Annotated in this window: 24 protein-coding genes and 1 tRNA gene; 9 read left to right on the forward strand and 16 right to left on the reverse strand. The window is 47.1% G+C overall.

The window, feature by feature from the left end:
- Positions 1 to 373 precede the first annotated feature (373 nt).
- The 3 genes from Q365_RS0109840 to Q365_RS0109850 all read left to right on the forward strand — a co-directional run bounded on the left by Q365_RS0109840 (position 374) and on the right by Q365_RS0109850 (position 3132).
- Positions 374 to 868 (forward strand): Lrp/AsnC family transcriptional regulator, encoded by a 495-nt coding sequence (locus Q365_RS0109840; protein ID WP_028023191.1) that lies wholly within the window; start codon positions 374 to 376, stop codon positions 866 to 868.
- Positions 869 to 1060: 192 nt separating this feature from the next.
- Positions 1061 to 2029, forward strand: coding sequence for an arginine deiminase-related protein (locus Q365_RS0109845; protein ID WP_028023192.1), 969 nt, complete (start codon positions 1061 to 1063; stop codon positions 2027 to 2029).
- Positions 2030 to 2199: 170 nt separating this feature from the next.
- Positions 2200 to 3132 carry a DHH family phosphoesterase gene (locus Q365_RS0109850; protein ID WP_028023193.1) on the forward strand — a complete coding sequence of 311 codons (933 nt, stop codon included), beginning with the start codon at positions 2200 to 2202 and terminating at the stop codon, positions 3130 to 3132.
- Between the two features lie 84 nt (positions 3133 to 3216).
- On the opposite strand, the gene Q365_RS0109855 is transcribed toward Q365_RS0109850, so the two are convergent.
- The gene (locus tag Q365_RS0109855; RefSeq protein ID WP_028023194.1) at positions 3217 to 3573 is read right to left on the reverse strand and encodes a HopJ type III effector protein; all 357 of its coding nucleotides are present in this window, start codon (positions 3571 to 3573) and stop codon (positions 3217 to 3219) included.
- A 355-nt stretch (positions 3574 to 3928) separates the two neighbouring features.
- Here Q365_RS0109855 and Q365_RS0109860 point away from each other — a divergent pair.
- Positions 3929 to 4019, forward strand: a tRNA-Ser gene (locus Q365_RS0109860).
- 247 nt (positions 4020 to 4266) lie between these two features.
- Here the strand turns inward: Q365_RS0109860 and Q365_RS0109865 are convergent.
- From Q365_RS0109865 to Q365_RS0109910, 10 genes are all read right to left on the reverse strand, one after another.
- Entirely contained in the window at positions 4267 to 4995 is a 729-nt protein-coding gene (locus Q365_RS0109865) for a GntR family transcriptional regulator (RefSeq protein WP_028023195.1), read from the reverse strand.
- A 173-nt stretch (positions 4996 to 5168) separates the two neighbouring features.
- Positions 5169 to 6110: a transketolase family protein gene (locus Q365_RS0109870; protein ID WP_028023196.1), complete on the reverse strand. Its 942-nt coding sequence runs from the start codon at positions 6108 to 6110 to the stop codon at positions 5169 to 5171.
- Positions 6107 to 6943 (reverse strand): transketolase, encoded by an 837-nt coding sequence (locus Q365_RS0109875; RefSeq protein WP_028023197.1) that lies wholly within the window; start codon positions 6941 to 6943, stop codon positions 6107 to 6109. Before Q365_RS0109875 ends, Q365_RS0109870 begins: the two co-directional genes overlap by 4 nt.
- 52 nt (positions 6944 to 6995) lie before the next feature.
- On the reverse strand, positions 6996 to 8348 hold the full coding sequence (locus Q365_RS0109880; RefSeq protein ID WP_028023198.1) for a PTS ascorbate transporter subunit IIC: 1353 nt from the start codon (positions 8346 to 8348) through the stop codon (positions 6996 to 6998).
- A gap of 11 nt (positions 8349 to 8359) precedes the next feature.
- Complete coding sequence (locus tag Q365_RS0109885) at positions 8360 to 8626, reverse strand: PTS sugar transporter subunit IIB (protein ID WP_028023199.1); 267 nt, start codon at positions 8624 to 8626, stop codon at positions 8360 to 8362.
- 10 nt (positions 8627 to 8636) lie between these two features.
- The gene (locus Q365_RS0109890; protein ID WP_028023200.1) at positions 8637 to 9080 is read right to left on the reverse strand and encodes a PTS sugar transporter subunit IIA; all 444 of its coding nucleotides are present in this window, start codon (positions 9078 to 9080) and stop codon (positions 8637 to 8639) included.
- Between the two features lie 403 nt (positions 9081 to 9483).
- Complete coding sequence (locus tag Q365_RS0109895) at positions 9484 to 10542, reverse strand: alcohol dehydrogenase family protein (protein WP_028023201.1); 1059 nt, start codon at positions 10540 to 10542, stop codon at positions 9484 to 9486.
- Positions 10543 to 11058 (reverse strand): TetR/AcrR family transcriptional regulator, encoded by a 516-nt coding sequence (locus Q365_RS0109900; protein WP_028023202.1) that lies wholly within the window; start codon positions 11056 to 11058, stop codon positions 10543 to 10545.
- Between the two features lie 140 nt (positions 11059 to 11198).
- Positions 11199 to 11969 carry a helix-turn-helix transcriptional regulator gene (locus Q365_RS0109905; protein WP_028023203.1) on the reverse strand — a complete coding sequence of 257 codons (771 nt, stop codon included), beginning with the start codon at positions 11967 to 11969 and terminating at the stop codon, positions 11199 to 11201.
- A gap of 93 nt (positions 11970 to 12062) precedes the next feature.
- Complete coding sequence (locus Q365_RS0109910; RefSeq protein WP_028023204.1) at positions 12063 to 12593, reverse strand: YbhB/YbcL family Raf kinase inhibitor-like protein; 531 nt, start codon at positions 12591 to 12593, stop codon at positions 12063 to 12065.
- Between the two features lie 218 nt (positions 12594 to 12811).
- Here Q365_RS0109910 and Q365_RS0109915 point away from each other — a divergent pair, with 218 nt between their 5' ends.
- Positions 12812 to 13624 carry a hypothetical protein gene (locus tag Q365_RS0109915; protein ID WP_028023205.1) on the forward strand — a complete coding sequence of 271 codons (813 nt, stop codon included), beginning with the start codon at positions 12812 to 12814 and terminating at the stop codon, positions 13622 to 13624.
- A gap of 37 nt (positions 13625 to 13661) precedes the next feature.
- On the opposite strand, the gene corA is transcribed toward Q365_RS0109915, so the two are convergent.
- Both corA and Q365_RS0109925 read right to left on the reverse strand, forming a co-directional pair.
- Positions 13662 to 14618, reverse strand: coding sequence for a magnesium/cobalt transporter CorA (corA, locus tag Q365_RS0109920; protein ID WP_028023206.1), 957 nt, complete (start codon positions 14616 to 14618; stop codon positions 13662 to 13664).
- A 154-nt stretch (positions 14619 to 14772) separates the two neighbouring features.
- Positions 14773 to 15528 (reverse strand): transporter substrate-binding domain-containing protein, encoded by a 756-nt coding sequence (locus Q365_RS0109925; protein WP_028023207.1) that lies wholly within the window; start codon positions 15526 to 15528, stop codon positions 14773 to 14775.
- 304 nt (positions 15529 to 15832) lie between these two features.
- Here Q365_RS0109925 and Q365_RS26115 point away from each other — a divergent pair, with 304 nt between their 5' ends.
- The 4 genes from Q365_RS26115 (at position 15833) to Q365_RS25585 (ending at position 20647) form a co-directional block, all read left to right on the forward strand.
- Positions 15833 to 17515 carry an eCIS core domain-containing protein gene (locus Q365_RS26115; RefSeq protein WP_051563778.1) on the forward strand — a complete coding sequence of 561 codons (1683 nt, stop codon included), beginning with the start codon at positions 15833 to 15835 and terminating at the stop codon, positions 17513 to 17515.
- A 222-nt stretch (positions 17516 to 17737) separates the two neighbouring features.
- On the forward strand, positions 17738 to 18904 hold the full coding sequence (locus tag Q365_RS0109935; RefSeq protein WP_028023208.1) for a CHRD domain-containing protein: 1167 nt from the start codon (positions 17738 to 17740) through the stop codon (positions 18902 to 18904).
- Between the two features lie 196 nt (positions 18905 to 19100).
- Positions 19101 to 19982: a DMT family transporter gene (locus Q365_RS0109940; RefSeq protein WP_028023209.1), complete on the forward strand. Its 882-nt coding sequence runs from the start codon at positions 19101 to 19103 to the stop codon at positions 19980 to 19982.
- A 128-nt stretch (positions 19983 to 20110) separates the two neighbouring features.
- Complete coding sequence (locus Q365_RS25585; protein WP_051563779.1) at positions 20111 to 20647, forward strand: hypothetical protein; 537 nt, start codon at positions 20111 to 20113, stop codon at positions 20645 to 20647.
- A gap of 60 nt (positions 20648 to 20707) precedes the next feature.
- Here the strand turns inward: Q365_RS25585 and Q365_RS0109950 are convergent, their stop codons facing one another.
- The 3 genes from Q365_RS0109950 to Q365_RS0109965 all read right to left on the reverse strand — a co-directional run bounded on the left by Q365_RS0109950 (position 20708) and on the right by Q365_RS0109965 (position 24140).
- Entirely contained in the window at positions 20708 to 21694 is a 987-nt protein-coding gene (locus tag Q365_RS0109950) for a DMT family transporter (protein ID WP_028023210.1), read from the reverse strand.
- A 124-nt stretch (positions 21695 to 21818) separates the two neighbouring features.
- Positions 21819 to 22526, reverse strand: a complete 708-nt coding sequence (locus tag Q365_RS0109960; RefSeq protein ID WP_028023211.1) for an AraC family transcriptional regulator — start codon at positions 22524 to 22526, stop codon at positions 21819 to 21821.
- 261 nt (positions 22527 to 22787) lie between these two features.
- Entirely contained in the window at positions 22788 to 24140 is a 1353-nt protein-coding gene (locus Q365_RS0109965) for an alkaline phosphatase (RefSeq protein WP_028023212.1), read from the reverse strand.
- Positions 24141 to 24565 lie beyond the last annotated feature (425 nt).

Consider the following 24565-nt stretch of genomic DNA (forward strand, 5'->3'; position numbering starts at 1 on the left):
CTAGCAGTTCGTCGGACTCACAACCCTCACGCCGTTGCAAAGGGTTTGCCCGATAAAATCCAGCTCCCGCACCACTTATTCGAACGTCTAGTCAGTTGGCTGGGCTTTTTTTTGTCTCGAATTTCTTCTTCTAAAATCAATTGATTTGAAGCCTGTGATGGCAAATTGCTCCTGATTATACAGGGTGTCGCTTAGCCAGTGTTGAAGTCACGCATAAATCTTGAATTTCAGTAACTTCCTGTGTAGCCCTGCGCACTCCAAACGTCAGACAATCGTTTGACGTTATTTCGATTAGATGCCACAAAAGGTGTCGTTTGTTTGTGAAACTGAATACAATCTCATGACTAAAAGGACTTTCTCCGAAAGGCGCGCTATGTCAGGAAACAACACCTCCACCCTCGATCGCACCGACATCGACATTCTCCGTATTCTGCAAACCAACGGACGCTTGCCCGTTGTTGAGCTTGCCAAGCGTGTGAACCTTACCACCACACCTTGCTCTGAGCGTGTGAAACGGCTAGAGCGGGAAGGGTATATCTCTGGCTACCATGCTGATATTTCAGCTGAGAAATTGGGTTTGGATGTGGTGGTGTTTATCCATATGCGTCTTGACCAAACCAATCTTTCAATCTTCGATAAATTTGCCAAATCTGCCATGTTGATCCCTGAGATTGAGGAGTGTTACTCACTGTCAGGCGACTTTGATGCCATGGTGAAGGTGAGAGTCAAGAATATAAAATCCTATCAACAGTTTATGTCGACCAGAATCATTCAACTGCCAGGGGTCATCCAAACTCGAAGTGAAATCGTGATTGCCGAATACAAGCGAAGTGCAGGTATCAATCCCGATCTTATCACCCTGTCCTAATGGCAATACGTTAAGATAAAGTGAAGGGCATAAGACGTGCCTCATAGGTACATTAACTATGAATCAATGACTTTTAAGTTATATATTGATGCCGACGCTTGAATTGCTCTCTCATTTAGGCAACTTTTCTGCGATCCAATGACTAAAATAAACCTTATTACAATAATGTTAATTAGATGTTGAGGTGTTTTTATGGTCGCATCATTTCCTAGAGAATCGATCCACTCTCAGTTTCATGCTGTACATACAACGAACGCTGTTGTGATGGTGCCGCCCGTTGATTTTAAGTTCAATACAGAAACCAGTGCTGACAATGAATTCCAAACGTCGCTGACTCTCCCTGAAACTCAGGTCAAAGAAAAGGCATTGGCAGAATTTAACCAAATGGTTGAACTACTGAGAAGCCATGGTGTGACAGTCACCGTCATGGACTACGCCAAAAATGGCGTCGAAACACCTGATGCTGTATTTCCCAACAATTGGTTTTCTACCTCGCTCGATGGTGAGATCTATCTGTTCCCAATGGCCTGTGAAAATCGACGTCGAGAAGTTCGTCCGCAAGCACTTACTGAGGCTTTAATAGCGTCAGGATTTAAAGCCCCAACCTTTCATGACATCGGAAATATCACTTTACCTCAGAGATATTTGGAAAGTACAGGCGTGATGATCATGGACCACAGCAACTCAACGGTTTATGCCGCCTTATCCGTGCGATGCGATCGACAACTGCTTCAAGAATACGTCGATGCAGTTGGATTTCGAGAGGTCATTTACTTTGATACTAAGATGTCATCTGGGTCGCCTGTCTATCACACCAACGTGATGATGGCCGTCGGGGAAGGTTTTGCAGTAATTTGTGACGAAATCATTGAAGAATTTGAACGTCGTCGAGTATTGACTTCACTTCAGAAGACCAAAGATGTTATCTCGATTAGTGAAGAACAAATGGGGCAGTTTTGCGGTAACGTTTTGCAGTTGAAAAATGATAAAGATGAGCGACTCATCGCCATGTCACTCTCTGCCTATAACGCATTCACGCTTGAGCAAAAAAGCATATTGCGCAGACATGGAAAGTTAGTACCCATCGATGTGTCGACGATTGAGACCATCGGAGGCGGAAGCGTTAGGTGTATGCTCGCTGAAAATTTCCTTCCAAAATAGAAGCCGCGTTGCGGCTTTTTTCTTTTTTGCCAACCAACTAAGTGAACTCGGTCTCGTCTTCAAGTTGCAGAATTGGGTATTCGTCTTATTCTTAAGAGAGTATGTAATGAAGCACAATAGGCTATTGAGCGAAAAGGGGTCCCCCCGAACTCTTGAGATGGAGCAATGCTATGTCAGAAAGACGATACCGTCTTATCACCCGAAGCGACTTTGACGGGTTAGTGTGTGCAGTGTTGCTTAAGCACATTGATTTAATCGACGAAATCAAATTTGTACACCCGAAAGACATGCAAGATGGCGTAATCGATATCAACGAATATGACATCACCACAAACCTGCCCTATAACGCTAAGGCGCACCTTTGTATTGACCACCATGCCTCAGAGTTGATCCGTAATCAGGACCTCAATGCTAACTATATTATTGACCCTGATGCCCCGTCAGCGGCGAGAGTTGTATGGAAGCACTTTGGCGGAGAAAACACCTTTCCCAATGAATGGGATGAAATGATGGAAGAGGTGGACAAAGGAGACTCTGCACAATACACCAAGGATGAAGTGCTCTACCCCAAAGAGTGGGGGTTACTTAACTTCATTATGGATGCTCGAACGGGCTTGGGGCGTTTCAGAGAATTTCGGATCTCGAACTATGAATTGATGATGGATTTGATAGAACATTGTCGAGATAAGTCGATAACCGAGATCATGGCGTTACCGGACGTGAAAGAGCGAGCCGATGTTTATTTTGAGCACCGTGAAAAATTCCAAGAACAGTTAAGACGTTGCGCCTCGGTTTGCGGAAATCTAGTGCTACTCGATTTAAGGCATGAAGATCCCATTTGGGCGGGCAATCGATTTGAAATCTATGCCGTATTCCCGCAGTGCAATATCTCCATTCACGTGCTTTGGGGTTTGAAGAAGCAGAACACCGTGTTTGCTTGCGGCAAGTCTATTTTTGATCGCTCATCAACAACCAATATTGGGGAGTTGATGCTTCACTACAATGGCGGTGGTCATGAAAATGCGGGCACTTGTCAGGTTCCGAACGAACATGCGGCCCGTGTTCAAGATGAACTGATTGTGAAAATTAACCAAGACGGATAAACGCAGCAATACGAATTGCTAGAAAAAAAACAGGCTCTTAGGAGCCTGTGTTTTTATGTTTGCTCTTTAGAATTAGAACAACGATTAAGCGACAGAAAATTTTGGTGTTAACGGAACACGGTCGAAAGACACGCCTTTCCAGCCAGTGGCAATGAAATTACGAATATTTTGGTGATCACTTCCGCTAGGGTGACCTAGCACGTCTTCTCGGTAATAACGCCCAAAACACGCAAGAACAGATCGCTCATCAAGTCCATGCAGTTTGCCAAAGGCCATGATCTTGCACGATCCAGAATTTTGGCCTGCTTTGTTGGTCAGGCTTCCATTTACAAACTGGCTTGGGGAAAAGTCGTAAAGCCCGTCAACTACACTCATTGTCTCTTCGAATTCGACAAGTTCCGGCGTGTTAGCGAGTTTTAACAGAAAGTCGTTAAGTTGCATTGTTATCCTAATTTGTTTGAGCATCACGTGTTTGGATACATGTAATTAAAGCGCTATTTTTCCAATTCTAGTGGATCATTTGCGCGAAAATCTGTACTTCATGTGTCTATTATCGTCACTTCTATCAGGATGTGTGGCTAAAAGAAAGGGTTGTTGAAGATATTCCTGTGATTTGGCTGTTCAAACGGCATAGAGTTGAGATAAGTAAATGCGGTTGCAATGAATATTTCTTTCCGAATCTGTGTGTCATTGCGGCGATAATCGCCATGTTGCTGTCAAAATCACCGAACGAACAGTATGTGCAAAAAAAGGGTTTACAGGAATCGACGTCGCCGTTAATATTCGCCGCAACAACGGAGAGATGGCTGAGTGGTTTAAAGCACCGGTCTTGAAAACCGGCGTGGGTTTATAGCCCACCTAGGGTTCAAATCCCTATCTCTCCGCCAAATTAAAAAAGGCCGCTGATAATTCAGCGGCCTTTTTGCATATTTAAGCCTCGAAAAAGATAGGGTTGCAGAACCCTAGGGTGGGGGGACGCCTAGTCTTTGGCCGAGCGAAGCTACTATGTGAATCCTGTTTTTTTCTTTGATCCACCAAATTTGGAAGGCCGCTGTTCTTGTGAAAGATGCAGCGGCCTTTATGCCTTTATCAGCTCAAGACTAGATGTTTTGACTTTTACTCAGAAGAACAAGACTAACGCTTAGTCACCTGATGAATATTGAACAAGTCGCTGTTAATGATTGCAATGGTGTATTCAAACGGTGTGCCGTCTTCAAATGAAACCAGTTCTCTAAGCTCGATCATCGCTTGTCCGGTATCTACACCTAGCATTTCTGCCAGTTCAACATCACGAAGGTTAAACGCCGAGATATCTTGCTCTCGCATTTGCACTTTCTTGCCCGTTAGCCGTTCCATGTAGCCGTATTTTGATTGCTCGATTTGGTTGAACTCGAAACCTTGGCAAATGGCAACGGGGATGTGCGTTTGCTCGAAGGAGACGGGCATATTGCCAAAGCTCATGAGTCGCTCGACATAGTAGACATGTTCATTGGGCTTGATACGCAACGCGTGGGCGATTTGAACCGAAGGGACTTGAATGATCGCGCTTGAAACCACACGTCTTACAGCACTTTGGCCTGCTTGTTGTGCTTGATGATCGAAAGGAGAAAGCTCATGAAAATTGCCGCTTTGCACGGCTTGGCCTGAACCAACGTAGAGCCCCGAACCTTTAACGCGATAGATGATGCCTTGTTCAACCAAGTAACGTGTGGCCTCACGTACCGTTGAACGTGTAATGCCGATGTGTTTGGCAATGCCAGCTTCGGTATCCAGTTTGTCGCCTGACTTCAGGTTTGTTGACGATATTTTGTGTTCAATAAAGTCGATAACTTCCTGCTGCTTCCCTGTCACTTTGATGGTCATAGTGTTCTTATAATTATCTTTTTCGATTATTGAAATGGCCGCGTTTCGGCGATGTCGTGCAGATAAAAAAACTGGCATCTAAAAGAAGATACCAGTTAGCAGTGTATGTTATTGCGCGGTGAAAACAAATACGCTTGGTTTACCGCGAGTCGCTGATCTTGATCACGGAGTCGTTACTTCTCAGCTAAGACAGTGAGGCAAAAATCGCCAATGCGTTCGGCGCTAATCCCATAGGCATCTTTGAGATAATCTAAGGATCCAACCTGACCGTATTGTTCATTCACACCGAGCTTATGGAATTGCTTAAGCGCAACACCAGAAGACAACAATTCGCTTGCAACCGCATCACCCAAACCGCCCACAATGTTGTGGTTCTCAATGGTGATCACTCGCCCTGTTTTTTGCGCGTACTTCACGACGAGATCTGTATCCAGCGGCTTAATGGTGTGCATGTCGATCACCGCAACGGTAGCGTCCGTATTGTTTTCGATGATTTCCGCAGCTTCAAGAGCATCATGAACACAAATGCCTGAGGCAATAATTGTTAGTGTTTCACCATCGTTTAAGACGTTACCTTTGCCGATTTCAATATCACTTTCTGACTCATACAGTGCAGGAACATCTTTGCGCGTAGAGCGAATATAGTTAACACCCTTACGGTGATAGGCATGGCGCATTGCTGCACGGAAAACATGCTCATCTGACACATCGACAATTGTGGCATTTGGGACAAGGCGCATCAAACCGGTGTCTTCAAACGGCATATGCGTGCCGCCATTGGTCACGGCTGTGACACCCGCATCACTGCCGAAGATGTTGATGTGCTGTCCCGCATATCCGCCGGCGAGGAAAATCTGATCATAGCAACGACGTGTAGCGAAACAGCCAAAAGAGTGAACAAACGGCACCTTACCAACCGCAGATAAACCAGACGCAACGCCAATCATGTTGGCTTCAGCGATGCCGCATTGCAGGAAATTCTTCGGAAAAGCGTCTGCGAATTTGCGGGTACTGACGCTACCCATCAAATCGGCTTCCAAAACCATGACATCATCATGTTGTTCAGCCAGTTCCATCAGCATTTCTGCGTGGATAACTCGAAGTTCTTTGCTCATTTTAGTTCCTCAATTTTTGCATCCAACAGGGCAATGTCTGCTTCAATCGCAGCGCGCAAATTGTCGTCTAGACGTAAATGGTGGTTGGCAGAAATAGAAACCACACTCTGCATGCCTTGGCCTTTTTCGGTATCGAGAACAATGGCGGTAGGGCGGTCATCCGTCGCGATGGCTTGTTCGATGGCGTGACAAATTGCTTCAACGTTTCCACCGTCGACAGACAGCGATTGGAAACCGAAAGATTCGAACTTCTTCTGAAGATCAAAAGACGCTTGAATGTCGTTGATGTCACCATCGAGTTGGCGTTTGTTGTTATCAACAAAAACCACTAGGTTGCTGAGTTTGTGGTGGGCTGCAAACTGAATCGCTTCCCAGCATTGGCCTTCTTGAAGCTCGCCGTCGCCGACAATGGTAAATACGTTAGAATCTGAACCAGCCGCCATGCCTGTTGCGCATGAAATACCCTGACCAAGAGAGCCTGTTGTCATATCAACGCCCGGCGTTTTGTTCATGTCAGCGTGGCTTGGCAAATTGGTGCCATTGGCGTTAATGGTTTTTAACCATGACAGGTCAAAGAAACCGCGCAGTGCTAAGGTCGCGTAAAGTGCTGGGCCAGCGTGACCTTTTGATAGCACAAACAGATCTCGGTCTTTCATTTGCGGATTGGCAGGGTCGTGTTTTAGGTATCGGCCATAAAGGCAGGCAAGGGTTTCGGTGACAGAGAGACAGCCACCGAAATGTCCATAACCCATGTTCAAAAGCGCTGTTGCCATTTCTTTTTTGATAGACAGATTGAATGACTCAATCTCACGCAGATCAAGTGAAGATTGCATAGTTACCTCGGGGGAATTGGGTTAGCGGGCTGGCACTCAGCCCGCTTGGGAATTAGTTGTTTTCTGCAGTTTGTGGTGTTTTCTTGCCCAAGAAGTTAGTGCTCAGTACAAGACCTGCTACTAGAGCAATACCCAGAACCACTGCTTCTTTGCCGATCATCGCGAGGTAGCCAAGGAAGATACCTGTGATAGCGAAATCAGAGTCAGAGAACGTTGTGTTGGCAAAACCAAGGTCACCCAGTACCGGTAGAAGCCATAGCGTAAGGAAGGTAATGACAACACCGTTGACGAATGAGCCGACTGCTGCGCCGCGGCGACCGCCCGTTGCGTTACCGAAAACGCCCGCGGTTGCACCCGTGAAGAAGTGAGGAACCACGCCAGGTAGAATCAAGGTTAATTCCATCACACCCAAGATGCCCATGCTTACCAAACCACCCAAGAAGCTGCACAAGAAGCCGATAAGAACCGCGTTCTGTGCGTACGGGAATACGATTGGACAATCCAGTGCAGGTTTAGCGTTAGGCACCAATTTCTGAGAAATACCGTTAAAGGCGGGTACGATTTCAGCAAGAACCAAGCGCACACCTTGAAGGATCACGAACACACCAGCGGCAAAACCAATCGCGGTTAAAATCGCGTAAACAATAGGATTTTGACCGTTACTCAAGTTCTCTGTAACAAACTCAGAGCCTGCTGCTAAAACAAGAATAAGGTAGATGATACCCATGGTAAGAGAGATAGAGATTGAAGAGTCACGAAGGAACACAAGGTTCTTCGGTAAGTTCATCTCTTCGGTGCTTTTTGAACCTTTGCCGACTAACTGACCGACCAGACCTGAAGCCACATAGCCTACGGTTGAGAAGTGGCCAAACGCGACATCATCACTGCCTGTAATCTTGCGCATGAACGGCTGTGCCATGGCAGGGAAAAGCACCATGATAAGGCCCAGGGTGACGGAACCTAGGAACACCAGCATGGCACCGCTAAATCCAGCAACACTCAAAATGATGGCGATCATACATGCCATGTATAGCGTGTGGTGGCCAGTCAGGAAGATGTATTTGAATTTACTAAAGCGAGCAAAGAAGATATTAGCCACCATACCAAACGCCATAATAAGTGACGTTGAGGCACCAAAATCCGCCATGGCTGTCGCGTAAATCGCTTCGTTATTTGGGATAACGCCGCGTAGGCTGAAACCTTCTTCCATGAGCACACCCATAGGTGTTACCGCTGAAACAAGAATGCCAGCACCGCCGCCAATTACAATAAAACCTAGGATGGTTTTGATTGAACCTTTAATAACGTCGGAACTCGATTTCTTCTGAATTGCCAAGCCTAATAGGGCAACCAAGCCAATCAGAATAGCTGGAGTACTAAGAATATCAGTGATGAAGTCAAGCATAGCCACACCCTCTAATTACGGTTTAAGTAAGCTTCAATCTTTTCTTTCATTGCGACTTTGTCGGTGATGTTAGGAATAGAAATAACATCGCCAGCGTGAATACTGTCTGCCAAATCCTTGGTACAAATGAACACGTCAGCCATGTCCGGTGTCACTGAACCCAAATCCGTGTGCTCTACTTCTGCATCGATACCCAAATCACGCATGATTTCTTTTACTTTCATTTCGATCATGAAAGAAGAACCAAGACCTGTGCTACAAACGGCCATAATACGCATAGTGTTTCCCTCAATATTTTTTAATTATTTCAATGATTTCTTGTGTGTTCTGAGCGTTGATAACGGCGAGGACATCCTCATCGCTACAGAAAAACTCAGAGATAGAAGTGATCAATTCGATGTGTTGATTGCTGTCTTTGGCGGCAAGCAATAAAAGCAGTTTCACTGGGTCGTTATCTTCACTGTGAAACTCAACGCCATTACGGACGATAAGCAATGAAAGTGAGTTATTGACGACACCTTCTTCAGGACGTGCATGTGGCATAGCTATCATTGGCGCGAGGACATAATAGGGACCAAGATCCTGCGTGGTCTTAACGATCGCATCCTTGTAGTCCGCTTTAATGTCGCCAGATTCAATCAATGGCGCACACACCAAATTGATGGCATTTTCCCAATCTGATGCGGAATCAATAATGGAAATTCGTTGTTCAGAAAGCAGCGTCGAAAGCATACATATCACCTTGCTTATACATCTATTAAGTTGTCTATACAGGTTGAATGTACGTGTTTATTGAGGGCTATTTCGTGATGTGGCTCTTGTTCATGACAGCGTTAAAATGGCAATTAACCACATTGTTTACATGGTCACAGATGTGGTTTATTTCGCTGAGTGTAAGAATGAAAGTGGGATCTTGTTCGGATAACTGCGCACATTCCGGTGATATGTGGGAATTTACGGGTTTGTTGAGTGTGTTAATAGGTGTGGTGTTAATACTGCTTAGAATGAACATCTTTTTCTAGATTGTTATTTCTCCCTATACAGAATGATAAAGAGTAATTTTAAGGCATGAAGAAATGGAGAGGCGAGTTGCCTCTCCATTGGGCTAACCGTCAAGGAGTGAAGCGTGATGGCGTTAAGCCTGATCATCAATCGTCAGCACCAATTTCCCAACGTATTTTTTGGCGACAAAGGATTCTTGGGCTTGGTTGATCGCGTTGAGCGGGAATATCTGTGCGACAATGGGTTTGATCTTGCCTGTTTCGATGAGGGAAACAAGATTGCCAAACACCTCAGGCTCTAACGCGGTGCAGCCGAAAAAGCTGAGATCTTTTAGATAAAGTGTTCTGACGTCGAGTTCGACCAGAGGCCCGCCGATCGCGCCCGACACCGCGTAACGACCGCCTGATCGCAGCACGTCCAGAAATGCTGGCCATGTAGCACCTGCCACCAAATCGATCACGACATCAACACTATTCGACCCCAATGCAGCCACAAGGTCTTGGTCTCTGAAAATCACTTCATCAGCGCCCAACTCACGCAGTTGTTCTTCTTTGTTTGGGCTAGTGATAGCGATGACTTTCGCGCCGCGTGCTTTAATCAACTGGACGGCTGCAGACCCAACGCCACCAGATGCACCCGAGACCAACACGGTATCTTTTGCTGACACACGAGATCGAGTCAGCATGTTTTCAGCGGTTGAATACGAGCAAGGAAAAGACGCCAGTTCGATAGAGGTGAGATCGCTATTGACCGCATAAGCGTGACGAGATGCAATAACGGTATATTCTGCAAAACCACCATGACATTCTGAGCCTAAAAACCAAGGTTGAGAGAGCGGCTGGTTATCGCCTTCATAAAGGCAAGGTTCAAGGAGAACGCGTTCTCCAATGCGAGAAGACGCGATATTCTCACCCACAGCCACAATGACACCGCAGACATCAATCCCTTGAATGCGCGGCAATTGCAGCGCATTGCCAGACCAACTGGCATCAGCGCTGTCGTTATCGCCTTTTGAGTACCAACCAATGCGGGTATTAATGTCTGTATTATTGACCCCAGCTGCGTGCACTTTTACCAGTACTTCATTGGATTTCGGTGTCGGCACAATCACATCTTCACGATACTGAAGCATTTCGGGGCCACCGTGTCCGACTAGCTCAACGGCGTGCATCGTTTTCGGTAAATCTGACATCTATTTTTCTCCCAGTAATACGTGAATGATCTTCTTAGCTTCCGACACCGACTCTGTTCCTATCACTGGCCACGCGTTGGATACACCCTCATGGAGAAGATAAAGCGCGGCGGCTAGGTCACGTCGGCCACTTTGTTTTCCGAGTAACTGGCGAACGTCTTCCTTGTGTTGATTAACGGCCTGACATATCGAAGAGTTGTCCGGAAATGCGGCAAGCGCATTGAGCGACAAACAGCCATGGGGAGCGTAGTTTTCCATCCACATTTCAAGCTGATCGAAGATGTACGTCACGGCATCTCGCTCGTTAGAGGGCGCGTTATCAAGCAGAAAGGAAAGGTATCTTTGATGGCGGTAGTTTAATGCGCCAACAATCATCGCTTCTTTTGAAGGGTAGTATTTGTAGAGTGTTCGCAAGCTCACGCCGCATGAGGCCTGAAGCTTCGACACGCTTGGTTCAGCGAATCCATGTTGGCTGAACGCGAGTTCAAGTTTTTCGGCGATCTGAACATCAAGCATAAATACTCACAAGTAGAATGAACCTTCTACCTATAATGTAGAGCGATCGTTCTACTTGTGTCAATGGGTGATGTATTTTGGTATCGGCGAGGTAGCGTAACACCATCGTCATCGCGGGCACTCAACCATTGAATGTCTTGCTAGAGGGTTCGCACATACTCTTTTGGTGTTAGGCCAAAGGTGTCCTTGAAACGATGAGCAAAACGTACTTCGGATTGATAACCACATGCCAGCGCAACGTTGAGTTGGTTGCCAGATTTTTGCATCAGTGAAAGGGCGTAGCCCATTCTTATCTGCGTCAAAATTTGTCTGAACGAGGTGGCTTCAGCGGAGAGCTTGCGTTTCAACGTGGCGGGGCTCATTGAAAAGTGCGATGCCACACTTTCCACGCTGTGGGGTTCACCGGGATTTAAGCTAAGGTAGCTTGCGAGTCGCTCCCTGAGCGCGCCTTCCTTGTCTGGAAATAGCAGATGAAGCGCGCCAAGCTGTTTCAACTCGGCATAAAACCCCATCAGAAACTGTTGCTGCGTCTCTATCGCGAGTGCCTTGTCATTCATGCCAAAAAGCAGATCGAAGCAAAAGGCGAGTTGTGGTGTGACAGTCAATCTTGGTTCTTGATTGGCGTTCACGTGGCGAGACGCTTCCAGCCATTCGTCGGGTGGCGGCACAAGAAAGGTCAATGTGCGTGAGTAAAACGCAACATGGGAAGGCTCGTTGACAAAGGTGAGGTGATGATTGGCGGGCACAACCAGCCAATCTTCTTGTGTGTAATGACGAGGCTCGTCGTGCCACCAAAGCTTCTTATGGCCTTGATTGACCCAGATAATCGTTGGTGCGTAAATCAGCACATTGCGAAGCGGTTGCGATGTCGCACCGCGAAATTGCCCTGCTTGCACCAGTGTTTTCGTCATTCACTTTCCTCGTTAGTTTGCTGCCGAAACTTGCTACAGACGTTTGCTATGGACGTTTGCTACCGAAGTTTGCAACAGAAGTTTGCTTCTGAATTATTCACTGACATAGGTTGCTGTGAGCGTTGCGCTGCCCAATGCTGACGCGTTAAGCATGTAACCAATCAATGCATTTGATGGATTCTTCGGCAGTTCTAGTTTTTCAGTTGGCAAAGCCCAAACCGTAAACTGGTATCGGTGCATGCCGTGATCTTTTGGCGGGCAAGCGCCACCAAACCCCGTCATTCCATAATCGTTGGTCATTTCACGCACGCCATCAAGTTTGCCTGATGCGCCACGTTCAGCACTGTACTGTGACGCGGGAATATCCAAGGCAACCCAATGCCACCAACCGCTACCCGTTGGGGCGTCTGGGTCATACGCGGTGATCGCAAAACTCTTGGTTCCTTTCGGCGCATCTTTCCATTCCAGCTGCGGGGAAAGGTTATCTCCGGTACAACCAAATCCTTGAAAGGCGAATGTATCTGCCATTCGCGTCCCTTCTTGAATGTCATGGCTGGTTAATGTCAGTGCTTGGCTGCCAAATGAAATGGCGGCAATCAATGGGATTAACAATGTCTTTTTCATGGTGGCACTCCTTTGTAATGAATGACACCAGAATACCGATAGCTACAAACCAAGAGTGAACAGTATGGCTCATTATTTTGCTAAATATTACCGTTTTGAGCTTAACTGTTTTATTTGTGTTGGGGCGAGCCATTTGAGCCGCCTCGTCTCAGATATGTAAAACCGACGATGGAAATTGGGTGACATAATTGATTGATACACTTTGAGGAGAGTGAGTTATGCCTAATTCCGATGGTAAACATGAAGCGGCGATACAGAGTCTAGAACTGCAGAAAAAACAGCTTGAATACGAGAAACTGAAAATTGAAGTCGAGGCACTGAAGAATGGGAAGCAGGGAAGTCCGCTTTCGTGGTTCGATGGACGTTGGTTCCAGGCTTGTATTGCGGGTATTGTCGCTGGGGCGTTGATTTGGGCATTTGCTATTGACCACATCAAAAAACTCTACGAGCTTCAATACGAGCAAAGGCAAGCGCAGATAAAGTTAGAAAGCGAAATAAAACAACACAAGGTAGCGAAAAGCGATCTAGAGAAGCAAGTAGCGGAACATCAAAAAGAAAACGAGAGGTTAAAGCTCGTCGCAAAGCAGACGGAAACGACGCTTAATGAGTTAAGAGTGCAAGCCACATTGCTTTCACCTTTAGTAGACGAGGCGAACAACCCTAAATCACTTCAAAGCACGAATGTCAGCGTTGCCGCATTATCGAATTCCTTAGTAGATATCAGCGCGATTAATGACAACCAAGTGTCACAGCATAATTGGTTTCCTGTTATTGCTTCAGCGTATCGAGAGACAGACTTACTCAATTATTTAGCAGAAGTTGGTGATGCAGATCTTGAATACAAGATCGCAGTTTATAAAACCACAGATAAAAAAGGGACGTTCGTTTGGGCGATCACCTTGGGTGGAGATTTAGAAAAAACGGAAGCGGAAGCCAGAGTCGCTTACGCTCGCGCATCGGAACTCTCCCCTGATGCCTATCTTTGGAAATCCGAAAAATGGGGTGAAAATATTATTGATGATTTTCGTTAAGTGAACAGCTAAGCCTAAGGTAGGCCTAGCGTTAGCGTCACAACCATCCTTTTTTCTTAAAATACACCAACGGTGCAAAGCCGGAAGCGACCATCAATCCCAACGCAAACGGGTAGCCATAGTCCCAGGATAATAACGGCATATGTTCGAAGTTCATGCCGTAGATACTGGCGATAACCGTTGGAGGTAGAAATACCACGGCAGCGATAGAGAAAATCTTGATGATTTGGTTTTGTTCGATATTGATGAAGCCTTGGGTGGAGTCCATCAAGAAGTTTATTTTGTCGAATAAAAAGGTGGTGTGAGAGAGCAGGGCATCAATGTCTCGTACGATTTCATTCAAGTCTTCGCGGTGTTCACTGCGTGATTGTAAGTGCCTTAGTAGGAAGGATATCGCACGTTGTGTGTCCATCAAACACAGGCGCACTTTTCCGTTGCTGTCTTCTTGCCTTGCCAGTTGGCTAATGCATTCTTCGAGGTCGGAATCATCGTCTTCCAACACAGCGTGGCTGATTTTCTCTAACCCTCGGTGAAGATCTTCGAGCATGTCTGCATGGTTTTCGACTTTTTGTTCCAGCATGGTGAGCAGTAAGGTTTCTATGTCTTTGCAGCGTATCTGTCCACGCCGAGCACGAAGCCTCATCAGACGAAAATCTGCAATATCACCATCACGAATAGTAATGAGTCGCTGACTTTGCAAAATACAGGCAACAGACACCGTATTGTGTTTACCTTCACTTTTCGCCAAAAACAAAGAGTGAACATGCAAGCCGCGTCGGTCGACGAAAAAGCGGGCGGACGATTCGATTTCATCAACATCGTCAGATTCCGGAAGTTCGATTTTCAGTAGCGAACTCACCACTTCTCGTTCATGTTCGCTAGGGTCATGGGCATCTATCCATGCAGCTTTCGCGATCAGCTGATTCATGTCGGTAAAGTCGTAAGCATGAATTTCAGTGATAACGCCAGATTCGATGGTGAAGAAACGAAGCATATCGACCCCTTATCTGATTTAACGCTGTTGTCTATGTTTCTAAATGTATGTTTCTAAGTGTGTGTTTATGAACGCGCAAGTTGCAAGGTGAATTGACCCAAGCAACCTGAACCGCGTATCTTCAGGTTGCATGGGTATAGACGCTTACGCGGGTTTATTTGAGCTGATTCTTTGCCATCAGGTCGTCTTGAACGCCTTTCAATACCATCTCATCCAAAATGAAATTAACCGTATTCAACATACGCTGCTCGCCTTTCGGGATCAGATAACCAAACTGGCTGCGCGTGAACGGTTCATCACAGCGAGAAGCATCAAGTCGCTTATCCGTGACGTCATAGAAAACGCCTTCAGGGGTTTCGGTAACCATCACATCAATCTTGCCCGCAGCGACCGCTTTAGGAACATCAAGGTTGTTCTCGAACTTGGTGAACGTAGCATTGGGCAGGTTGGCCTCGGCAAACTTCTCGTTGGTACCGCCGATATTCACGCCCACTCTGACTGACGGCTTGTTCACTTCTTCCAAGGAATCAAACTGTTCAACCTTCCCGTCTGCCACTAAGAAACATTTGCCAAACACCATGTAGCCCTGGGTTTGCTCTGCCGCCAACTGACGAGACATACGGCGTGTGATGCCGCCCATCGCAATGTCATATTTGTCTTCTTGTAAATTGCTGACAAGGCCCTTCCATGTAGTAGGAACGATTTCGAGTTTGACACCCAATTGGTCGGCCACATGCTGCGCCACATCTATGTCATAGCCGGAGTAGCTATTGCCATCAAAAAACGAAAAAGGCTTATAGTCACCCGTAGTGCCAACGCGAATAACGCCCGCTTCTTGAATGTCTTCTAGCTGATCAGCGTGCGCGAATGCAGATAGCGCTATTGTCGCGACCAATAACAATTTTTTCATGCTTATCCCTTGCAGTAATGGATGTCACTTTGAGCCTAACAGCAATGAAACCTCGTGCTTGACGCATTAATGGGCAAATCTGAAAAATCACAAGACAAGTGACATTGTCACAATTTATTAACCAGCCACTATTAACCAACTTCTATTAACCAACGTCTATTAACCGACGTTTATGAACCAACGTTTACGAACCCCTTTGATTGGTTGAACATCGGTTCTTGGCGGCTAGTGTCCAAATAAAGACAGCGTGTCTATTTTTGCTGATTAAGCTTTTAGCAGGCTGCATGAAATTAAAGAGGCCACTATGTTTAGCTTTCAGCCACGTTACATCACCAGCGACTCACACCATGGCGTATCAAGCCCACATTCCGGCTTTCCAACGATGGCTCGCCCAATGCCAGTCACAGCAAGGCCATTGCCCTTGCAAGCCAAACTGACCATTGGCAGCAGTCATGATGTGTTCGAGCAAGAGGCAGATCGGATTGCAGATAAGGTGGTGAGCATGCCAACGTCTGCCATTCAGGGAGCGTGTTCATGCGGGGGAGTATGTTCAGCGCGTAACAGCGCTAGCGGTTCTAGCCAGTTGGGTGTGCAAAGAAAAGCACAGAATACCCCCTTGCTTAACAACCCTTCCATGCAGCAAGGGCCTTCGAGACAAACATCCTCTGTGCCTGCGGCGGTTCACCAGACACTGCGTAAACCAGGGGCGTTATTAGACAGTCAAACTCGTTCATTCATGGAACCTAGGTTTGGGGCGGACTTTAGTCAGGTTCGAATTCATACCGACGACGATGCGGCAAAGTCAGCCAACAGCATTAATGCCCGCGCATATACGGTTGGCAGTCAGGTGGTATTTGGTGCGGGGCAATATCGACCACAGACGGATGTTGGGCGAAGGCTTATCGCCCATGAACTTACCCATGTTATGCAACAGCAATCGAGTTTTAGTAGCGGCGTTATTCAACGCGCCGAAACAGACACATCAAGTAATTGCGCGGGTTTAAAAGATTGCGAATCTGATATTGATAAAAAAGTGAATGCATCGCTGACCATGGCGAGAAAGTCCGCGGGTAAACCTCCCAAAGCAAGCATCGTCGTTAAAGGACTCGCAAATGATTTAGCGGTGAATCAGTCCGTTGGGCGAACGGCGATTGAGGTGTGGGCGGATACGCTGCCGTCATCGAAAATCGCACTTCCTGCGCAAAGCAGCACTAAGTACAAAGGGGTGAGTTACGGTATTTGGTCTAACCCTATTTTTCCTATATTGAACCCAACAATGAAGGTACATGGTACCTGTATCGGTAGCGACAAATTGGGCCATTTCTTCCAACAGGGGCTGACCTATTTTCAAACTGAAGCGAAAACCGGTAACGCCGCTGCGGAAGAAGAGAGTGAACGCACCGAAGGGGGTGGCTTTGGCTTAGAAACAACCGGCGTTTACTCGAATGCCGATCAGGAAGCCAATCGCACTGGCGGTCAATTTTACAAAGATTTGGTTGCCAACCCGTCGTTGTCATTTTCCATTGCCAAATACATCAACAGCAATTGGAACGAAGAGACGAATCCCAACTTCTACGAGAAAAGTGTCGGCGGACAAGTATGGTCAAACTTGCTCAAAGGCGCTTGGTCGGGCACATCATCAACACTATTTCCTATTTCACACGACACAGTGTTTATCGATTTGGGAGCCACGTCGGGCGGGAAAATCAAAGGCACAATTCAAGGTGGCGTTGGCCCTGTGATGAACAGTGGCACGATAACAGGAACTGTCACGATGAACACCAAGAAGGTAAGAGGGCAATCAGTCTGGGGAAGCAATACCACACCAGATGCGGTGACCGGCATTGAACTTCACTTTGATTGGAAGATGGGCAGTGAATCAGGCAAAGGCATGTTGGCGTCTTCTGGCGAGCAATCTTTGGTCGGCACTTGGGGCAATGGAACATCAGTGATCGACAAAGGTATGCTGCATTTCACTAAACCTTGATGGAATCCCCACCAGTCGCCGTGACGCCCGAAGCTTATTCAACATGATCGCTTTTTAATGTGCGTGAAACTGTCTCAAACCTGATAGACATGGTTCGGGATTGTGAGCATCACAAGGATGAAGGAATAAAACGCGCCTGACTGCATCCGTGGTGTGTCATCTCGCGTCTTTTTCTGTGAAGGGCTGTTTTGGCCTTATTTATGGAAAGATGAGGATCGATGGATGAAAAACATACTAGTCGTGCTGACGCTATTTTTGCTCTCAGCATGTGGTTTTGAAGCCACACAGACGTATAAGTTAACCTTGAGCAGCGATCAGGCTGTGCCGTTGAATGGGTCAGAGTTAACGACTCGCGCCAACGTCAAGTTAGATGAAAAACGTAGCAAGTTGCGGGCAAAGCTTTTTGTTGATGATATTGAAGGTTTCAAGTTTGCACATATTCACACTGGTGGAATAGGGCAAACCGGCGGCGTTCTATTCACCTTTGAAGAGCCCAAAAAGCGCAAATGGAAGCATGGCGACCGTCGTTTTTTGGAAGTGCGTGAAAACGGGTTGAGCTATAACGAGAAGGAAGCTCTGTTGAACGGAGATTGGTATATCAATGTTCATACCGATGCGGTTCCTTCTGGCGAGATCCGCGCACAGATCGTACCGAAAACCACTACCATCTTGTCATTTAAAGTGAATGGTACCCAGCAGGTACCGAGTGTGTCGACCGATGGCAGCGGTGAGGGATATTTAGCCTACGACAGTGATCAAGAGTCACTAAATATGCAGGTGAATACGCAAGGTATTGAAGACGCCGTTGCCGCTCATATTCATAATGGGCGTGTAGGAAATAACGGGGGCGTGCTGGTGGTGTTAAACCAAAGCGCTGAAGATGCCAATGTCTGGCTTGCCCCTCAGGATACATCGTTGAGTATGGAGACATTTTCCGACATGCTCTCAGGTGAGTATTACACCAACTTTCATACCCCCGCTCATCAGAGTGGAGAGATACGCGGGCAGATATTCTCGCCTGACTATTCCCTCTTTACCTTTCCTTTAAGTGGTGCGCAGGAAGTGCCGACCGTTGCGACAGAAGCAACTGGTGATGGCTATGCGCTATTGAATCGCGAGAATGGTCAGTTTGAACTGACACTCATTACACAAGGTGTGGATGATGCCGTTGCCGCGCATATTCACCAAGGAGAGGCGGGTACGAATGGTGGCGTGGTGATTGGGCTTGAACAGAGTATAGACAGCGCCAATGCATGGGTGACGCCAGCTAGCACCGTATTATCATCCGAAGAGCAAGCGACACTTAACGCAGAAGGTTACTACACTAACGTTCACACGCCCGCGGTTGGTAGTGGTGAAATTCGTGGTCAAATCGTGATGCAGGATTAGCGACTTGGCGCTTCTTAATTCCCCCTAGAGCGCTGAACGCTCAGCATAAATAGGTACGATTCGCACCGACTCTCCAAGCGGCACGTCAGTGCCGCTTTTTCATTTTTTGGTTAAATCGTGAATATGCGATGTTCAATCTCTTCTTCCAGTGGAATAATGCCCGCGCCTTTCTTTTTCCCTTTTCTATTGGTGTTAAATGTTGCCCGAAAAACGTGCTTCTTTGATCTTGCTGTTTGCGACTGTATTGGCTGCATGGGGATGGATATTCTCCAAAGAAGCCATTCAAGGTATGCCTGCGTTTGGGTTCATCGGCCTACGCTTTATTCTTGCCTCATTGTGTATTCTTCCGTTTTGCTTTCGACAACTGAAAGTGGTGGATAGAGGAGTGCTAGCGCGAGCAGCAGGCGTGGGTTGTGTGCTGGCATGTGCGATCTTGTTCTGGATTTTTGCCATGTCTGTCAGTACATCACTGGGAGAAGGCGCATTCATTATGAGCTTGTCCATGCTGATTGTGCCGCCGATTGCATGGTTGCTATTTAAACAAAAGCCACCGCGTATCTTTTGGTTCTCGATGCCAATTGCCGTGGGCGGTCTTGCGTTGTTGTCTTTAGGTGGCGTGGGTTGGCAATTGTCACCAAGCCAAATCTGGTTCTTGCTTGCGGCGCTGTTTCTTGCTGTTCACTTCAATTTAAACAACCGTTACGCCCAACGCATTCCAACGCTCGTTCTCACTTGTGTTCAATTGTTCTCGACGGGTGTAGTGGCAACCATTGCTTCATTGCTGACAGAAACATGGCCAGACACCATATCGCCTTCGATCTGGGGCTGGTTTACGTTGAGTGTGCTAGTGGCAACCAGCCTGCGTTATTTGATGCAAACCTTGGGTCAGAAAGGCGCAAGTGCGGCAAATGCCGCCATCATTATGATTTTGGAACCCGTGTGGACAGTGATATTGAGTGTGGTTTGGTACAGCGAGTCGATGCCTGCGCATAAGGTGGCAGGCTGTGCGCTCATCATGCTTTCCTTGCTGATTTACCGCGGAGCAGACCCGCTTCGACGTTGGATAAGAAAACGCTAACGTTCTGATAGGACGCGATCCGCTTATGAACCGAGTCTTAAATATCACCCACTTGAATCAATAACATCGTTGTACGATGTAAATTATCCGTTTAATGGATGAATAATAAAAAGGACTCAGAGGGATCTATGAAAAAGTTACTTGTTGTAGCAGCAGCGTTGGCGTTAAGTGCTTGTTCAACCATGCAACCACCACGATACGCGGTATCCGTGGACAATATTCAGAAACTCAAACAGTTAGAAACCGTAGAGGGGGAGTTTGTTTCCCTGAATCAAACCGCGCAGTTTTCTTCAAACTGTCGCTTAATGGGGCCTATCGAGCCTGCAGATGGGCTTTCCATTCCTGATTTCATCACGAAAGCGTTTAACGATGAACTCAAAATGGCTGATCGTTTTTCTGCAGAAGGCATCGACATTACTGGCGAAATTACCAAGATTGAGTTTTCGTCAGTGTCTGGTTTAACAAACGGTTACTGGGATATTGGCTTGAAGCTTAAGTCTTCTAACGGTAAATCATTGGATGTAAGTAATAAATACACATTCAAGAGCGGGTTTGATGCTATTACCGCGTGCAATGCAACGGCCGATGCACTTTCTCCGGCGGTTCAGGATTTGATTAAAGCAACGATTAACCAACCTGAATTTGTGACACTGATGGCGAAATAACAGCGCCAACACGTGGTTGAGTTGATGCTGAAAGCGGCCAGTTTGGCCGCTTTTTTGATCTTACTCCGCGATCATCATGCTGTGTTGTGGCTTGGCTCGTTCTGTCGCTTGAAGCAATAGACAAATCATGATCAGCGCCATGCCCAACCAGCCTACAGGGGTTATTACTTCACCCACTATCCAAACCGCAAAACACGCTGCGACAACAGGCTCAAACAAGGTGAGTAATGTTGCCTTGCTGGCGTTGATGTGTCGCAGCCCAAAACCGAAAACCACGTAGCCAAGAAACATCGGAATAAGCGCCATGTAGGTGACGACGGCAATATTATTTAGGCTAGAAAGCAGATGATCACCGGTGAACACAAGGGTTGGGAGTAAGATGAGTGCACCAAGGCCGAATATGGCGCCCATGGCTGATTCAGATTGCACATTCTGCTCGATCAGGCGCTGGGCGACCCATGCATAAGTGGCGTATGACAGCGCCGCAAGCAACCCGAGCAACACTCCAATGAGTTTGTTTGATTGCTGCGCGGTTAACACTTCCATCTGCGACGTGGCGATTTGCGTAGCCTCGAGTTGTAAGGACTCATGTGACGCTTCAGAAAACGTCAGCAAGGCAATGCCCACGGTGCCAAACATAATACTGAGCACCCAGCGGCTTGTCAGTACCTGTGATGTGCCGAAACGACGCTCTATAAGGGCGGTCATAAACGGTGCGCTGGCGATAGAAACGACCGTACCAATAGCGACGCCTGCAAAACGCATGGAAGAGTAAAACGCCAGAGGGTAAACAGCCAGCGCGATCGCACCCACGAACAATACCTTCCGATGAGCAATAAGCTGTTGCTTGTCGGCGCGCAGTGAATCTCGAGCAATGAATGCCAGAAGTAGGCCACCGAAGCCGGTAGAACAAGCTCCAATGGCAAATGCGCTGACATCGGGAGCAAGGCTTGCCGCAGTGCCTGTGGTTCCCCAAAGTACTGATGCCAGTAAAATGGCCATGCTGCCTTGCAGCGCACTATCTAAGTTTAAGAAGGTATTTTTCATGTCAACGCGCGTCCTGACCTGTACGGAATTGAGACTAAGCGTAACGGAAAGGCTTAATGATCACTTTGCTGATCGGACGCAATACTTGGTAGGAAAGGCGCTTTTGGCCTTGGACGATGTTGGGCTAGCGTGAAAAGTCTCTTGGAGACATACCGAAACTTGCAGAAAAACGTCGGCTGAAGGCGGAAACATCGGTGTAGCCAGCACGCTCTGCCACCAACTGAATGGGCAAATCCGTATGAGTAAGCAGTGCTTTGGCTTTCTCCATTCGTTGTTCAATGATGTATTGATAAACACTGATGCCCAATGCTTCCTTAAATCGTTTTTTGAATTGGGTTGGGCTAAGGCAGGCAATGATTGCTAGCGCCTCAACGGACAGGGGCGAGTCTAACTGTTGCACGATGTATGTTTGTGCAGCGCGAATTCTAGGGTCAATGAGCGGGTCGCCATGTTGTTGCTGCAATAGCAGCACGAACACGTCGACGAGGGATTTCTCAAGGTTGTCATCAAGCTGGAATTCTAACTGTTTCTCGACAAAATGAAGAAAGCTAAGCAGTGGGGGAGTAATGGAGAAAACAGCCACATCACGGGTCGAGAGTTGGTTGGGCAAGATAGAAAGGTCAGCAACGATAAACCTCGCCGCTTCATTGGCTTTGAAGTGATGTAATACACCGGATTGGATAACCACGCATTCACCCACCCCAACCCTGCCCGTGTAATCGGTCAGTTCAATATGGATTGCTCCTTGGATGGGCAACACTAGCTGATGATAGTCATGAGCGTGACCTTGCCGCTGTCGTGTATAGGCGCGAATACTGAGGTTATCTTTCATGCGGAGTACGAAGTCCTTTCGTTTCATCGAACAAGGGTATCTTGCCAGAACTTATTGTTGAGTAGAACTGATGCCTGAATAGAACCGATGCTGAATAGAACCGATGCTGAATAGAACTGAGGTCAGAATAGAGCTGGGGTCGGACTCGAACAAGGCGGAACGGACGACTGTTTCCAAGGTTGGGAACATGCAGATAATAGGACGTTAACTGCCCGCCAGAGAGGGCGGGCAGGGACATTGGAGTCAGAACGTTATGTTGTCTTAGCCAATGATTTCGCAGCCAGAAACGAAGTCGATGTATTCTTCCTTAAAGTGACCGCAGAAGTTTTCTAGCTCAAGTGCTGAGCCATCTGTAAAGTTGAGCGTCACAGTGTGGGACGTCTGAATGATGCTGATATCACAGATACCTAAGGCCAAAGAGGTGTCGATTTGAATGGTGTCGTGCTTGCCATCGAAATCCGTGATGGTGTCATTGCCGTCACCTCGGCAGAAATAGAAGGTGTCGCTACCCCAGTTACCTTGTAGCGTATCATTTCCTATGCCACCAACGATGTAGTCGTTACCCCAGCCGCCGTCGATTTTATCATCGCCCATGCAGCCAACGAGTTCATCGTCGCCACAACCGCCATCAAGTTTATCGTCGCCGAAATCGCCGAAGAGATAATCGTTGCCGTCGCCACCCCAAACTTTATCGTTACCCTTGCCGGCCAAGAGTTTGTCGTCTCCCCATTCACCTCTGAGTTCGTCATTCCCCTCACCACCTAACAGCGCATCGTTGCCGGAGCCACCCCAAAGTTTGTCGTCGCCATGTCCACCACTGAGGTGGTCGTAGCCTTCGTCTCCATGAAGTTCATCGTTACCATCGCCGCCGTAGAGTCTATCGGCACCATGATATCCAATGAGTTTGTCGGCACCTTCATTGCCGTATAAGACATCATTCCCGCTACCGCCATCAACGTGGTCATTGCCTTTGCCGCCGGTCATGTAATCGTTGCCGTCGCCAGCCCACATTTTGTCATTACCGTCGCCACCAACAATGAGGTCGTCGCCCCAATGCCCGTCAATGTGATCGTTGCCGTTGCCGCCATAGATTTTATCGTCACCGTGCCAGCCGATCATTCGGTCATCGCCATCGCCGCCATGCAGCAAATCATTGCCATCGCCGCCATCGACGTAATCGTTGCCTTTACCGCCATAGAGCTTGTCATTCCCTTGGTCTCCCCATAGGTGATCATCTCCGGATCCCCCTAACAGGTAATCATTGCCTTCTCCTCCTCTTAGCGTGTCATTGTTTTTTCCGCCATCGAGGTGGTCGTTATCATGTCCGCCGTAAATGACATCACAACCCCATCCACCATAGAGGGTGTCGCAACCATCGCCACCTTCAAGTTTGTCGTCCCCGTAGCCTGCGTCAATCCAATCGTTGCCATAACCGCCTTTGATATGGTCGCCTTTATGACTGCCGATGATCTTATCGTCGCCGTTTCCCCCATCAATCAAGCATTCGTTTCCGTATGCTTGGATGTAATCGTTGCCATCATTTCCGTAAATCCAGGCTACGTGATGGTTACTAATAATTGTGTCGTCGCATGACGTTCCTACGATTGTTGTCATATCGTTCTCCTTTGAGAGCTGTCTAGTGAAATATGCTCGACGTGCGATCTGACTATGACAGGAAAAAAACAAGTAGTCGTGTTTCTAAGATAAGAATCATGTTGTTGAAATTAATCAGGTTTTAACAATCTCAATCGTGAAAAAAGATGACAATTTTTGTTGGATATATCTACCTAATTGGTCAAGTTGTGCGCTTGTAAGCGTCGTGTTTAACTAAGTCAATGGATAACAAAATGGCATGTATTGAGATGAGGTTTTTTGACGAAATAGGGAAGAATAGATCACAGTAGGGAGACGTGTTTTTGGCAAGTCTAGGGCTGCCCTAGATTGTCTTTTTTGGGGTTGAAATGCTGTTCAGAATGTTTTTTTTGGAACTTGAAGGGAAATAAATACGCCTACCCAAGGGCAGGCGTAAACAGACTAAC

This window comes from Enterovibrio calviensis DSM 14347 (genome assembly GCF_000621165.1).
GTDB classification, from domain to species: Bacteria; Pseudomonadota; Gammaproteobacteria; order Enterobacterales; family Vibrionaceae; genus Enterovibrio; species Enterovibrio calviensis.

Excerpts from the sequence above, each read along its gene's own strand:
- Q365_RS0109950 (WP_028023210.1), bottom strand. The coding sequence starts at position 21,694 with ATGAAAAATACCTTCTTAAACTTAGATAGTGCGCTGCAAGGCAGCATG.
- Q365_RS0109845 (WP_028023192.1), top strand. The coding sequence starts at position 1,061 with ATGGTCGCATCATTTCCTAGAGAATCGATCCACTCTCAGTTTCATGCT.
- Q365_RS0109905 (WP_028023203.1), bottom strand. The coding sequence starts at position 11,969 with ATGACGAAAACACTGGTGCAAGCAGGGCAATTTCGCGGTGCGACATCG.
- Q365_RS25585 (WP_051563779.1), top strand. The coding sequence starts at position 20,111 with ATGAAAAAGTTACTTGTTGTAGCAGCAGCGTTGGCGTTAAGTGCTTGT.
- Q365_RS0109960 (WP_028023211.1), bottom strand. The coding sequence starts at position 22,526 with ATGAAAGATAACCTCAGTATTCGCGCCTATACACGACAGCGGCAAGGT.
- Q365_RS0109870 (WP_028023196.1), bottom strand. The coding sequence starts at position 6,110 with ATGAGCAAAGAACTTCGAGTTATCCACGCAGAAATGCTGATGGAACTG.
- Q365_RS0109900 (WP_028023202.1), bottom strand. The coding sequence starts at position 11,058 with ATGCTTGATGTTCAGATCGCCGAAAAACTTGAACTCGCGTTCAGCCAA.
- Q365_RS0109880 (WP_028023198.1), bottom strand. The coding sequence starts at position 8,348 with ATGCTTGACTTCATCACTGATATTCTTAGTACTCCAGCTATTCTGATT.
- Q365_RS0109885 (WP_028023199.1), bottom strand. The coding sequence starts at position 8,626 with ATGCGTATTATGGCCGTTTGTAGCACAGGTCTTGGTTCTTCTTTCATG.
- Q365_RS0109910 (WP_028023204.1), bottom strand. The coding sequence starts at position 12,593 with ATGAAAAAGACATTGTTAATCCCATTGATTGCCGCCATTTCATTTGGC.
- corA (WP_028023206.1), bottom strand. The coding sequence starts at position 14,618 with ATGCTTCGTTTCTTCACCATCGAATCTGGCGTTATCACTGAAATTCAT.
- Q365_RS0109875 (WP_028023197.1), bottom strand. The coding sequence starts at position 6,943 with ATGCAATCTTCACTTGATCTGCGTGAGATTGAGTCATTCAATCTGTCT.
- Q365_RS26115 (WP_051563778.1), top strand. The coding sequence starts at position 15,833 with ATGTTTAGCTTTCAGCCACGTTACATCACCAGCGACTCACACCATGGC.
- Q365_RS0109940 (WP_028023209.1), top strand. The coding sequence starts at position 19,101 with ATGTTGCCCGAAAAACGTGCTTCTTTGATCTTGCTGTTTGCGACTGTA.
- Q365_RS0109890 (WP_028023200.1), bottom strand. The coding sequence starts at position 9,080 with ATGCTTTCGACGCTGCTTTCTGAACAACGAATTTCCATTATTGATTCC.
- Q365_RS0109855 (WP_028023194.1), bottom strand. The coding sequence starts at position 3,573 with ATGCAACTTAACGACTTTCTGTTAAAACTCGCTAACACGCCGGAACTT.
- Q365_RS0109915 (WP_028023205.1), top strand. The coding sequence starts at position 12,812 with ATGCCTAATTCCGATGGTAAACATGAAGCGGCGATACAGAGTCTAGAA.
- Q365_RS0109840 (WP_028023191.1), top strand. The coding sequence starts at position 374 with ATGTCAGGAAACAACACCTCCACCCTCGATCGCACCGACATCGACATT.
- Q365_RS0109865 (WP_028023195.1), bottom strand. The coding sequence starts at position 4,995 with ATGACCATCAAAGTGACAGGGAAGCAGCAGGAAGTTATCGACTTTATT.
- Q365_RS0109895 (WP_028023201.1), bottom strand. The coding sequence starts at position 10,542 with ATGTCAGATTTACCGAAAACGATGCACGCCGTTGAGCTAGTCGGACAC.
- Q365_RS0109850 (WP_028023193.1), top strand. The coding sequence starts at position 2,200 with ATGTCAGAAAGACGATACCGTCTTATCACCCGAAGCGACTTTGACGGG.
- Q365_RS0109965 (WP_028023212.1), bottom strand. The coding sequence starts at position 24,140 with ATGACAACAATCGTAGGAACGTCATGCGACGACACAATTATTAGTAAC.
- Q365_RS0109925 (WP_028023207.1), bottom strand. The coding sequence starts at position 15,528 with ATGAAAAAATTGTTATTGGTCGCGACAATAGCGCTATCTGCATTCGCG.
- Q365_RS0109935 (WP_028023208.1), top strand. The coding sequence starts at position 17,738 with ATGAAAAACATACTAGTCGTGCTGACGCTATTTTTGCTCTCAGCATGT.